This window comes from Nocardia salmonicida (genome assembly GCF_036142455.1).
Classification (GTDB): Bacteria; Actinomycetota; Actinomycetes; order Mycobacteriales; family Mycobacteriaceae; genus Nocardia; species Nocardia salmonicida.
The window spans coordinates 1,079,973-1,092,029 of the sequence record NZ_CP108014.1 but is presented as its reverse complement, the minus strand read 5'-3'; the positions used below and the strand labels follow the sequence as shown (position 1 = coordinate 1,092,029).

The 12,057-nt window shown below is 68.5% G+C and carries 13 protein-coding genes; 3 read left to right on the top strand and 10 right to left on the bottom strand.

The window, feature by feature from the left end:
- Nucleotides 1-94: 94 nt before the first annotated feature.
- Nucleotides 95-658, top strand: coding sequence for a TetR/AcrR family transcriptional regulator (locus OHS03_RS05370; RefSeq protein ID WP_245661643.1), 564 nt, complete (start codon nt 95-97; stop codon nt 656-658).
- A gap of 6 nt (nt 659-664) precedes the next feature.
- Here OHS03_RS05370 and OHS03_RS05365 read toward each other — a convergent pair whose 3' ends face one another.
- From OHS03_RS05365 to OHS03_RS05330, 8 genes are all read right to left on the bottom strand, one after another.
- Entirely contained in the window at nt 665-1,168 is a 504-nt protein-coding gene (locus OHS03_RS05365) for an arginine repressor (RefSeq protein ID WP_056824335.1), read from the bottom strand.
- A 34-nt stretch (nt 1,169-1,202) separates the two neighbouring features.
- Entirely contained in the window at nt 1,203-2,135 is a 933-nt protein-coding gene (argF, locus tag OHS03_RS05360; protein ID WP_328661238.1) for an ornithine carbamoyltransferase, read from the bottom strand.
- Nucleotides 2,132-3,334, bottom strand: a complete 1,203-nt coding sequence (locus tag OHS03_RS05355) for an acetylornithine transaminase (protein ID WP_328661236.1) — start codon at nt 3,332-3,334, stop codon at nt 2,132-2,134. Before OHS03_RS05355 ends, argF begins: the two co-directional genes overlap by 4 nt.
- Nucleotides 3,331-4,245 (bottom strand): acetylglutamate kinase, encoded by a 915-nt coding sequence (gene argB / locus OHS03_RS05350; RefSeq protein WP_328661234.1) that lies wholly within the window; start codon nt 4,243-4,245, stop codon nt 3,331-3,333. The genes OHS03_RS05355 and argB overlap by 4 nt, the downstream gene beginning before the upstream one ends.
- Nucleotides 4,242-5,468 (bottom strand): bifunctional glutamate N-acetyltransferase/amino-acid acetyltransferase ArgJ, encoded by a 1,227-nt coding sequence (argJ, locus tag OHS03_RS05345; RefSeq protein WP_328661232.1) that lies wholly within the window; start codon nt 5,466-5,468, stop codon nt 4,242-4,244. The genes argB and argJ overlap by 4 nt, the downstream gene beginning before the upstream one ends.
- The gene (gene argC / locus OHS03_RS05340; protein ID WP_328661230.1) at nt 5,465-6,523 is read right to left on the bottom strand and encodes an N-acetyl-gamma-glutamyl-phosphate reductase; all 1,059 of its coding nucleotides are present in this window, start codon (nt 6,521-6,523) and stop codon (nt 5,465-5,467) included. Before argC ends, argJ begins: the two co-directional genes overlap by 4 nt.
- A gap of 27 nt (nt 6,524-6,550) precedes the next feature.
- Entirely contained in the window at nt 6,551-7,774 is a 1,224-nt protein-coding gene (locus OHS03_RS05335) for a cation:proton antiporter (RefSeq protein WP_328661229.1), read from the bottom strand.
- Nucleotides 7,775-7,868: 94 nt separating this feature from the next.
- Complete coding sequence (locus OHS03_RS05330; protein WP_328661227.1) at nt 7,869-8,357, bottom strand: pyridoxamine 5'-phosphate oxidase family protein; 489 nt, start codon at nt 8,355-8,357, stop codon at nt 7,869-7,871.
- Between the two features lie 63 nt (nt 8,358-8,420).
- Between OHS03_RS05330 and OHS03_RS05325 the strand changes: the two genes are divergently transcribed.
- A complete protein-coding gene (locus OHS03_RS05325) occupies nt 8,421-9,407 on the top strand; it encodes a helix-turn-helix transcriptional regulator (RefSeq protein ID WP_328661225.1) in 987 nt (328 codons plus the stop codon).
- On the opposite strand, the gene OHS03_RS05320 is transcribed toward OHS03_RS05325, so the two are convergent.
- Nucleotides 9,402-9,797 carry a MerR family transcriptional regulator gene (locus OHS03_RS05320; RefSeq protein WP_063005045.1) on the bottom strand — a complete coding sequence of 132 codons (396 nt, stop codon included), beginning with the start codon at nt 9,795-9,797 and terminating at the stop codon, nt 9,402-9,404. The genes OHS03_RS05325 and OHS03_RS05320 overlap by 6 nt on opposite strands.
- 47 nt (nt 9,798-9,844) lie before the next feature.
- Here OHS03_RS05320 and OHS03_RS05315 point away from each other — a divergent pair, with 47 nt between their 5' ends.
- Nucleotides 9,845-10,831: an MBL fold metallo-hydrolase gene (locus OHS03_RS05315; protein ID WP_328661224.1), complete on the top strand. Its 987-nt coding sequence runs from the start codon at nt 9,845-9,847 to the stop codon at nt 10,829-10,831.
- 32 nt (nt 10,832-10,863) lie between these two features.
- On the opposite strand, the gene OHS03_RS05310 is transcribed toward OHS03_RS05315, so the two are convergent.
- Entirely contained in the window at nt 10,864-11,961 is a 1,098-nt protein-coding gene (locus OHS03_RS05310; protein WP_328661221.1) for an FAD-dependent monooxygenase, read from the bottom strand.
- Nucleotides 11,962-12,057 lie beyond the last annotated feature (96 nt).

Sequence of the window (12,057 nt, the reverse complement as noted above, 5' to 3'; positions counted from 1 at the left end):
AGAGTCTCCGTTTATGACAGAGTTAGCATAGGGAGAAAGTCTCCGGTTCCGCAAGACTAAACGGAGACTTCATCCGTTTCCAGTGGAGGATCTTGTGGACGCACCGTCGCGGCCGATGCGCGCCGACGCACGCCGCAATTACGAGCGTATCGTCGACTGCGCCCGCGACGCGTTCGCCGAGCACGGCACCGACGCACCGCTGGACGACATCGCGCGACGCGCGGGGGTCGGTCCCGGAACGCTGTACCGCCACTTCCCGAATCGCACCACGCTGATGGAAGCGGTGTATCGCGCCAATATCGAGACGCTCGCCGCACGGGCAGGCGAACTACGTCGAACGCACGCCCCCCTCGACGCGTTCGACGCCTGGTTCGGCGAACTGGTCACCTACATTCTCGAAAAGCACGGCCTGGCAACCACTCTCAAAGCCGCCATCGACCGAACCTCCGACACTTTCGCCGCCTGCTCCGCCCTGCTGGCCGAGGCCGCGGGTTCCGTGCTGATCCCGGTACAGGAGACAGGTGAGATCCGCCCCGAGGTGAGTCCCCGCGACATCCTTCGCCTCGGCCACGGCATCGGCGCGGGCTGCCAGGCCGCCGCCGAGTCCGCCCCGCTGCTCACCGACGTGGCGCTCGCCGGCCTACGCGCCCAGCGCTGATCGCGCTCAGGCCAGGTCTTCGATCTTCGCCGCCAGTTCGGCGCCGGTGAGTGGCTCGCGCGCGATGACGGCGATGGTGTCGTCGCCGGCGATCGTGCCGACGATGTAGGGCAGGGCGGCGCGGTCGAGGGCGCTGGCCAGGAAGTGGGCCGCGCCGGGCGGGGTGCGCAGGACAGCGAGGTTGCCGCTGGCGTCGGTGGAGACGAGCAGGTCGCCGAGGAGTTTGGACAGGCGGCCGGTGCCGCCGGTGACCCCACGCACGGGGCTGCCGTCCTCGGGAACGATGTAGACGCCCGCGCCGCCGTCGGCCGCGCGCAGTTTCACCGCACCCAGTTCGTCGAGGTCACGCGACAGGGTGGCCTGGGTGGTTTCGATGCCCTCGGCCGACAGCAGGGCGGCGAGCTCGGTCTGACTGCGGACCGAATGCGAGGTCAGCAGTTCGATGATGCGGGACTGGCGGCCGGCGCGGGTGCGGGCGATGGCGGGCGAGCCCTTCTCGGGTGCGCTCATCGCCGCGCCCCCACGCCGGCCCCGGTTCGCGGTCTCACGCGGCAGCTTTCGCGAGCAGCCACACCAGCAGTGCCTTCTGGGCATGCAGGCGGTTCTCGGCTTCGTCCCAGACCACGCTGTGTTCGCCGTCGAGCACCTCGTCGGTGATCTCCTCGCCGCGGTGCGCCGGAAGACAGTGCAGCACAATCGCTTCCGAAGCAGCGTGGGCGAGCAGCTCAGTGTCGATCCGGAACGGACGGAAGGGGCCGACGCGGTCGAGACCGTCGTTCTCTTGACCCATGGAGGTCCAGGTGTCGGTGACGAGCACGTCCGCGCCGGTCGCGCCGACCACCGGGTCACCCGTGACCGACACGGTCGCACCGGTTTCCGCGGCCCGCTTGGCGGCGGCGTCCAAGATCCACGGCAGCGGTTCGAAGCCCGCGGGCGCGGCCACCGTCACGTTCATGCCCGCCGTCACGCCACCGAGCAACAGCGAGTGCGCCATATTGTTGGCGCCGTCGCCGAAGTAGGTGAGGTTCAGCCCGGCGAGGGAACCCTTGCGCTCGCTGATCGTCTGCAGATCGGCGAGTACCTGGCAGGGGTGGAACTCGTTGGACAGTGCGTTCACCACGGGAACCGTTGCGGTGACAGCCATCTCGTCGAGACGGGCCTGTTCGAAGGTCCGCCACACGATGGCGTCGACGTAGCGCGAGAGCACGCTGCCGGTGTCGCCGAGGGTTTCCTCACGACCCAACTGGGTGTCGCGGCCGTCGACGACCACCGCGTGGCCGCCGAGCTGGGCGATGCCGAGCTCGAACGAGAAGCGGGTGCGGGTGGAGTTCTTCTCGAAGATCACGCCGACCCCGCGCGGGCCGTCCAGCGGCCGGTGCAGGAAGGGGTCCTTCTTCAATGCGGCGGCGATGGCGAGGATTTCGGCCTGTTCGGCCTGGTTCACATCGTCGTCGCGCAAGAAATGACGCAGGGTCACTTGGTTGCTCCCTTAGCATCGGCGGCGGCCTTGTCGAGGATCTCGGGCAGGTCGGCGACGAAATTATCGGCCTGGGTTTCGGTGAGCACCAGAGGCGGCGCCAACCGGATCACGTCGGGCTTGGCGGGGTTCAGCAGGTAGCCGGCCTCGCGCGCCCGTTCGTCGACATAGGCGGAGATGTTGTTCTTCAGCACGATGCCGATGAGCAGACCCGCACCACGCACGTGGTCGATCTCCGGATGCTCGAGCAGCGCGATGCCGTCGCTGAGCTTCTTGCCCACCCACTCCACGTGGGTCAGCAGGTTGTCGGAGTCGATCGTGCGCAACACGGCAAGAGCCGCCGCGGCACAGACGGGATTGCCGCCGAAGGTGGTGCCGTGCAGACCCGGCGTGAGCAGTTCGGCGGCCCGGCCCTGGGCCAGCACGGCGCCGATCGGCAGGCCACCACCGAGGCCCTTGGCCAGGGTGATCGCGTCGGGCACGATGCCCGCCGCCTGGTGCGCGAAGAACGTTCCGGTGCGCCCGATTCCGGTCTGCACCTCGTCGAGGACCAGCAGCGCCCCGGCCCGCGAGGTGATCTCGCGCGCCTTGGCCAGGTAGTCGAACGGCGGGACGACCACACCGCTCTCCCCCATCATCGGCTCGAGGAATACCGCGGCGGTGTCGGAATCGACCACGGCTTCGAGCGCGGCGGCGTCACCGTAGGGCACGTGCACGACGCCGGGCGGCATCGGCTCGAACGGCGTCCGCTTGGCCGGCTGACCGGTCAGGGCGAGCGCGCCCATGGTGCGTCCGTGGAACGCCTCCTCGGCGGCGACGATCTTGGACCGTCCGGTGAGCCGCGCGATCTTGAACGCGGCCTCGTTGGCCTCGGTGCCGGAGTTGCAGAAGAACGCCTTGCCCTCACCGTCGCCGAAGTGGGCCAGCAGCTTCTCGGCCAGCTCGATCACGGGCTCGCTGGCGTACAGGTTCGACACGTGGCCGAGCGTGCCCAGTTGCTGGGTGACCGCTTCCAGGATGGCGGGGTGGGCATGGCCGAGGCTGTTGACCGCGATGCCACCGAGGAAGTCGATGTAGCGCTTGCCGTCGGCGTCGTAGAGCACCGCACCGGCGCCGCGCACCAGCGCGACCTTCGGGGTGCCGTAGTTGTCCATCATCGCGGCCGACCACCGCTGCTGCAGCTTCTCTACTTCGCTCATGATTGCGTTCCATCCGGCGACCCGGCGGGGGTCACCATGGTTCCGATTCCTTCTCCGGTGAACAGTTCCAGTAGTACCGAATGCGGCACGCGCCCGTCGATCACGTGGGCACTGGGGACCCCGCCGAGCACGGCGCGCAAGCACGCTTCCATCTTCGGCACCATGCCCGCATCCAGGCGCGGCAGCAACTTCGCCAACGCGTCGACGTCGATCTGACTGGTCAGCGAGGAGCGGTCCGGCCAGTCGGTGTAGAGGCCCTCGACGTCGGTGAGCACCACGAGCTTCTCCGCGCCGATGCCCTCGGCCAGCGCGGCGGCGGCGGTGTCGGCGTTGATGTTGTGCACCACGCCGTCGGCGTCGGGGGCGATGGTGGAGACCACCGGGATGCGGCCCGCGTCGATCAGGTCGAGCACGGCGCCGGGGTTGACCTCGGTGACGTCGCCGACCAGGCCGATGTCGGTGGCGACGCCCTCGACGGCGACGGTGCGCCGGGTGGCGGTGAACAGGTGCGCGTCCTCGCCGGAGATGCCGACCGCGTACGGGCCGTGCGCGTTGATCAGCCCGACGAGTTCACGGCCGACCTGACCGAACAGCACCATCCGCACCACGTCCATCACCTCGGGGGTGGTGACGCGGAAGCCGCCGCGGAATTCGCCTGCCATACCGAGCCTTTTCAGCATGGCGGTGATCTGCGGGCCGCCGCCGTGCACGACCACGGGATGTACGCCGACGGTGCGCAGGAACGCCATGTCGGCGGCGAAGGCGGCCTTGAGTTCGTCGTCGACCATGGCGTTGCCGCCGTACTTCACGACCACGATCTTGTCGCGGAACTTCTGCAGCCACGGCAGCGCGTCGGCGAGCACGTGCGCCTTGTCCAGCGCCGAAAGGTTGTGCACCGCACTGCTGCTCATGAGCTGTACGCCGAGTTCTCTTCGACGTAGGCGTGCGAGAGGTCGGTGGTGCGCACCATCGCGGTGCCCTCGCCCACATGGAGCTCGATCAGCACGTCGATGTCCTCGCCGGACAGGTCGACCTCGCGGGCACCGGGCGCGCCGACACTGTCGACGCAGACCGGATTGCCGTTGAACGACACCGCGATCCGGTTCGGATCGAGGGTCACCGGCGCGATGCCGACGGCGGCGAGCACGCGACCCCAGTTCGGGTCGGAGCCGAACAACGCGGTCTTGACCAGACTGTCGCGGGCGACGGCGCGGGCGACGGTGAGCGCCTCGTCCTCGGAGGCCGCGCCGGCGACAGTGACCTGGACCCGCTTGGTGACGCCCTCGGCGTCGGCCATCAGCTGCGCGGCCAGGTCGTCACACACGGTGAACACCGCGGCGTCGAGATCCTCCTGCGAGGGCGCGACGCCGCTGGCGCCGTTGGCCAGCAGCAGCACGGTGTCGTTGGTGGAGCAGGAGCCGTCGACATCGAGCCGGTCGAAGGTGTACTTCGTGGCCTTGCGCAGCGCGGAATCGAGCTGGTCGGGCGTGGCGACGGCGTCGGTGGTCAGCACGACGAGCATGGTGGCCAGCGACGGCGCGAGCATGCCCGCGCCCTTGGCCATGCCGCCGACATTCCACTTGTCCTCGCTGTGGAACGCCGACTCCTTCGGCACGGTGTCGGTGGTCATGATGGCGTGGGCGGCATCGGAGCCACCCGACATGCCGCCGCCCATCTCGTGCACGATCTCGGTGATACCGGGGACGAGCTTGTCCATCGGCAGGCGGTCACCGATGAGACCGGTGGAACAGACCGCGATCTCGCCCGCGCCGGTCTCGGTGCCCCAATTGCTCAGTGCCGCGGCGAGTTCCTCGGCGGTCTTGTGGGTGTCCTGGAAGCCGCCGTGGCCGGTGCAGGCGTTCGCGCCGCCGGAGTTCAGGATCACCGCGCGCACGTGACCGGTCTTGAGTACCTGCTGCGACCACAGCACCGGCGCGGCCTTGACCTGGTTGCTGGTGAACACACCGGCGGCCGAGTACTCGGGGCCCTCGTTGAGCACCAGTGCGAGGTCCGGCTTGCCGCTGGCCTTGATACCGGCCGCGATACCCGCCGCGCGGAAGCCGAGCGGCGCGGTGACGCCCTGGGTGTGGATCAGTTTGCCGTGGTCCGGGGTCTGCGGATCAGGGGTCGTCACGGTGCCACTCCTACGGTGGAAAGTCCTGCGGTCTCGTCGAATCCGACGGCCAGATTCATCGATTGCACCGCGGCGCCCGCGGTGCCCTTGGTCAAGTTGTCGATCGCGCCGATCACCACGAGCAGACCCGCGTCGACATCGACGGTCACCTGCAGGGTGATGGCGTTGGAGCCGAGTACCGAACCGGTCTGCGGCAGTACGCCTTCGGGCAGTAGGTGCACGAAAGGTTCTTCGGCATACGCCTTTTCGTAGACAGCACGCGCCTGCGCGGCATCGACCTTCGTCGGGGCGGTGCAGGTGGCGAGGATGCCGCGCGGCATCGGGGCGAGTACCGGCGTGAACGACACCGAGACATCCACGCCGCCCGCGGCTTTCAGGTTCTGCGCGATCTCGGGGGTGTGCCGGTGGGCGCCCGCGACACTGTAGGCCCGGACACTGCCCATCACTTCGGAACCGAGCAGGCCGACATCGAGCTTGCGTCCCGCGCCCGAAGTACCGCTCACCGCAACCACATTCACCGCGGGCTCGATGATCCCGGCGGCGATCGCCGGGGCCAGCGCCACACTCGACACGGTCGGATAGCAGCCGGGCACCGCGATCCGCCGGGCGCCGGTGAGCTTCGCCCGCCCACCGGGCAGTTCGGGCAGACCGTAGGGCCAGCTGCCCGCATGGGGGCTGCCGTAGTACTTCTCCCAGGCGGCGGCGTCGGTGAGCCGGTAGTCGGCGCCGCAGTCGATGATGACCGTCTCGTCCGACAGCGCCTGGGCGATCGCGCCCGACTGACCGTGCGGGAGGCCGAGGAACACGATGTCGTGACCGGCCAGGATTTCGGGGGTGGTCTCGTCGAGGATCCGGTCGGCCAGCGGCAGCAGGTGCGGCTGTAGCGCGCCCAGTGCGGTGCCCGCGTTGGAACCGGCGGTCAGCGCCCCGATCTCGAGGCGCCCGGCTCGGTATTCGGGATGCCCGAGCAGTAGACGCAACACTTCGCCACCGGCGTATCCACTCGCACCGGCAACCGCCACCCGCAACACGGGTCCTCCCGACGAATCAACCATGTGATGATTATGCACGACTATGCAAGCTCATTCATGAGCGGGTGTGACCGACTTCGCCTCCGACGCCCCGATCAGGCGCGCTACCAGCGGAAACACCAAGACAGTCATCGCGCCCGCCGCAACCAGGATCGAGGCGACATCAGCGGTCAGCAGCCCCGCCTGGGTGGCTACCTGGGTCACCGCGACGATGATCGGCAGGCCCGTCGCGGCATAGAGGGCCAATTCGACCCGCTCGCGTCCGGTCGGCAGGTTGTCCCCGCGCGGCATGAATCGCTCGCTCAGCCAGACGGGCACGCCCCGGGCGATCGCGATGGTGACCACGAACCACAACCACAGCCCCGGATCGCGACCGACCGCCGCGACATCGATGCCCATCCCCGACACCACAAAGAACACCGGGATCAGCAACCCGTACCCGATGGCTTCCAGCGACGAGTCCACATCCGGGTGGCCCGCCGCGATGAGCCGCCGCAGGATCATGCCCGCAGCGAACGCGCCGAGGACCACGTCCAGATCGAAGACCTCGGCGACCACCATCAGCACCAACAGCAGCAGCACCACCCCGCGCACCGGCAGCTGCGAGGTGCCGCCACCCAGTTTGCCCAGCGCGCCGCCGAGATCGGGCATGCGGTCGAGCATTCGCAACGGCACGAAACCGACGACAAGGGCAGCCACCGCGAACATCAAGACGATCACCACCGCGCTAGCAGGATTTCTACTGGTGAGCAGCACCGACATCGCCACGATCGGCCCCAGCTCACCCACGGCGCCGTGCGTCATCACCGCGCGGCCCAAGGGCGAGTCGACGATTCCGGACTGCTTCAGGATCGGCAGCAGGGTGCCGAGCGCGGTAGAGGTCAACGCGATGGCGACCGCGACGCGCGTGCCGGTCGACTTGTCCGCCGCTACCGCGACGATCGCGAACGCGAACAGCAGGCACACGATCCACACGATCCACGCTGTGTGCCCCGATCGGCCACGCAGCAACCGCGGATCGAGCTCGTAGCCCGCCAGTAGGAACAGCATCCCCAGCCCCAACTCGCTGACCAGGTCGACGCCGCCCGCGCTACTCGCCCACCCGAGCACATGCGGCCCGACCACCGCCCCGGCCACCAGCAGGAGCACCACATCCGGCAGGTACCCGCGCACCAGCCGCGACAGCAGCGGCGCGGCCACCGCGATGAGCGCGATCCAGAACAGAGAGACGATCGGCGAGGGATCGCCGACACCAGCGGAAGCGAGCAGATCCATGCAGCTCATCGTGGCACAGCGCCATGCCCGATCCGCGAAACCGCGCGCGGCCGATCGTCACCCCACTCACTGCACCAGGCAGCCTTCGATCAGCTCATTTGTGGACGATCGTTTCGCCCGCACCGGGTTTCCAGACGGTGATATCGAGGCGGTCGTCGATGACTTCGACCGTCGAGGCGCCGGTGAGGTCGGCGATGTAGAAGTGGTCGAACTTCTCGCCGCGGATGTCGAAACCGCTGTCGTCGAAAAGCTTTTGGGCGAAGCGGGCGTGGACGGTCTCATCCTGGAGGTCGGTGACGGTGCCGAAGAGTTTCGCGTCGCCGTCGGCGACCCTGGTGTCGACGGTGGCGGTGTGCAGGCAGAAGCGTGGGTCGCGGGCGAGGTCGTCGAATTTTCGGGTGTTCGGCATACCGGCCAAGACGAGCATGCCTTCGAAGATCACCGGTTCGATCGGGCTGATTCGTGGCGAACCGTCGGCACGCAGGGTGGCGAGCATGCACAGCTTGCCGGTGGCCTGGTGCCGACGCGAGAACAGGGCGGCGACGCTCGGTGCTTCTTCGGTGAACTGGCTCCACGTGGTCATATCTCGTACGGTACGACCAAACCTTGACATCTCCTGTCAGGTTTTGCGGCTAGTCTCGAGAATATGCGGGCGAGCAGGTTGGTGCAGTTACTGCTGCTGTTGCAAGCAGGCGGCGGGGCGACCGCGAGCGAGTTGGCACAGGAGCTCGAGGTCTCGGTGCGCACGGTGTATCGGGATGTGGAGGCGCTGTCGGAGGCGGGCGTTCCGGTGTACAGCGAACCGGGGCGCGGTGGCGGCGTGCGGTTGATCGACGGCTACCGAACCCGACTCACCGGCCTCACCTCCGACGAAGCCGACGCCGTATTGCTCGCCGGCCTCCCCGGCGCCGCCGCCGACCTCGGCCTCGGCACCGTGCTGGCCACCGCCCAGCTGAAGATGCTCGCCGCCCTCCCGCCGGAACTGCGCGGCCGGGCCACCCGCATCGCCGAACGCGTCCACATCGATGCGCCCGGCTGGTTCGCGCGCCCTGACGACACCCCCACGCTCGCCACGGTTGCCGACGCCCTCTGGCACGACCGCCGCCTCGCGATCACCTACCACCGCCGCGACCGCACGGTGGAACGAACCCTCGACCCGCTCGGCCTGGTCATGAAGGCAGGCACCTGGTACCTGATCGCCCGCGAGCACTCCGACATCCGCTCGTACCGGGCCGGCCGGATCGCCACAGCCGAACCCACCGGCGAATCCTTCACCCGCCCCGCCGATTTCGACCTCGCCGCGCACTGGCAGGACTCGGCCGAGCAGTTCGCGCGATCGATGCTGCGCGTCAGCGCCCACTGCCGGATCTCCACCGCCCACCTGAGCCTGCTGCGTCTGATGAACGACCCGGCCGCGGTGCGCGAGGCCCTCGCCTCCGCAGGCCCACCCGACGCCGACGGCTGGGCCGACATCACGATTCCCGCCGAGTCCTACGAGGTCCTCGCCCACGCCCTACTCCCCTTGGGACAGCACGTCGAAGTCCTCGACCCACCCGAATTCCGCGCGACCATGACAATTACTGCCGCCGCCATGCTCGCGCTTTACCACCGGTCGTCGCCGACTCCCCTATGAGCCGCCCCGGCTGAACTCGACGCAGTCCGGGCACTCGTCCACGATCGGGTGGGTGCAGCGCAGGACATGGGCGAGAAAGTCGATGGTTCGGGTGAGGTCGTCGACACGAGTTCGCAATTCGGCCTGTTTGTCCGCGAAGACCGCCACGCGCCGGGTGCGAGATCGGGCGGCGAACAGATCTTTGATCTCGGCCAGCGACAGCCCGGCTCGTTGACAGAGCTGGACGAGGCGGGCTCGGACGATCAGGTCGCCGCCATAGATCCGTTGTCCGCCGGGCGCGCGGGGTGGAACGAGTACGCCCACGTCTTCCCAGTGACGCAGGACGTGGGTGGCGACACCCAGCTCGGCGGCGACATCGCCGATGCGGCGCGACTCGGCGGTATTCGACACATTGGCCCCTTTACTTCAGGTGGACCTGAAGTTTTAGCGTAGTTCGCATGGGACACAACGACAATCGAACACAGTTGATCGACCCGGTCGCGTCGCCGGACCTGTGGCGGTGTTGCCGGTCGGTGGGGTCGGCGGTGACGGGCGCCCTGCGACCACGCCGACCCGACCGCAGGTTCCTGACCTCGCTGCCCGACAACGGACTCCCCCGCGGCACGACGACGGTCGAGCTGACGGTTCTGGCGCAGAATGCCAAGCGGGTGCCGACGGCGGCCGTCGTCGAAGGCGTGTTCGCCCCGCGCCGGATCGAATCCGCGATGACGGCCTTCGTCGTCCGGCATCCGACGGCGACCTTTCTCGTCGACCCCGGCATCTGCGCGGATGTTCAGGACCAGGCGGTGGCCGAGCTTCCCCGCGTTCTGCGAGTCGCGGTGACACCACCGAGCGACATCATCGATATCCGAGACTCTCTGCACCGCAGTGGAATCGCCGCCCATGACATCGACTTCGCGCTACCGACGCATCTGCATTGGGACCATATCGCCGGGCTCCTCGATCTCCCCGAGTTGCCACTGCGGCTCCACCTGCCCGAGCACGACTGGGCGATGGAGGGTCCGGTGGCACCGGTCGGCGGCGTGCGGCGAGCTGTTCGCGACAGACCTCTCGATGTCTACGACCTCGACGGTCCCCCCGTCCTCTCCTTCTCCCGCAGTCACGACCTGTTCGGAGACGGCGCAGTGGTGCTCGTCGACCTGTCCGGCCACACCCCGGGCAGCGTCGGCCTGCTCTTGCGCACCGAGCGCGGCCCGGTCCTGCTCGCGGGCGACGCGATCTGGCACAACCTGCAGGTCGAGGAGCTGCGTCAGAAGTCGGGCTATCCGGGCATGCTGGCCGACAACGACCGCACCGAGACGTGGCGAACCGTTCACCGCCTGCACGCGATCCGCGGCGCCGTCCGCATCATTCCCAGTCACGATCATCAGGCGGCGTGCGCGTGGACACAGGACCCACACACCTGCCGATCGCGCCAGATCTGAGGCAGTCGGGTTTCGCCGACACCGACCGCGGCTCAACAGGTCCAGTCGAGAATCTCTGTCATGGCACGGAGCTGGGCCGATGTGGGAGTCAGGCGCAGTGCCGTGTTGCGGAGGGCTACCAGGGGCCGCGCGGACAGCTGACCGACGATGCCGATCCGGGCGGAGCGCTCGGTGATCATCTCGGTCCGGGGGCGACGTTCTCGGTCGTAGCGAGCGAGGCCGTCGGGCTCGCCTGCCAGCCGGCCGAGGACCACCGCGTCTTCGAGGGCTTGGCAGCCGCCCTGGCCGAGGTTCGGCGTCATCGCGTGGGCGGCGTCGCCGAGCAGGGCGATGTTGCCCGCGGTGAAAGTCGGCAGCGCGGGGAGGTCGTAGATATCGTTGTGCAGCACGGTGTCCGGGTCGGCGGCGGCGAGCAGGGCCGGGATCGGATGGTGCCAGTTCTCGAAGAGATCGCGGACTTCGGCGAGGCTGCCGGTGGCGTTCTCGACGGCGTTGTAGACCGCGAAGCAGTAGACGCGGCCGTCCGCGAGCGGAGCCATACCGAAACGTGCACCCCGACCCCAGGTTTCACCGAATTCGGTGAGCACCTCGTCGATGTCGACCACCGCGCGCCAGGCGGTATAGCCGGCGTAGCGCGGTGCGACGTCGCCGCAGACGGCACGCCGGACGACGCTGTGGATCCCGTCGGCACCGACGACCAGATCAGCCGAGGAGGTACCCGCGGAGTGGAGCACCGTCCCGTCGGTGGTCACTTCGCGAACCGAGACGCCGGTGCGCACCATGCCATCGTCGAGCGCCGCGCGCAGAATGTCCAACAGCCGGGCACGGTGGATCACGACCGGAGCTCCGAAACGCTCGCGCAGCGTCGCCACGTCGGTGCGCGAGAGCCATCGCCCACGGTCGTCTCGAATTCCGGCCGACACCTCCGCCATTCCCTGCGCCCGGACCGTGTCGCCGACGCCCAGAGCATCCAGCGCGCGTAAGGCGTTGGACCACAGGGAAATCCCGGATCCCACCTCCGCGACCTCCGGCGCTCGCTCCAACACCTCGACGGACCAGCCCCTCCCCGCGAGCGCGAGCGCCGCGGCCATGCCGCCGATTCCGCCACCGACGACGATTGCTGTGGACATCGCACACTCCCTCGTTCAGGTACCTCCGTGACCGTACTACGGCTGTAGTGGCCAACACTACGAATGTAGTGCGATTCACTACGGGCGTAGTATCGG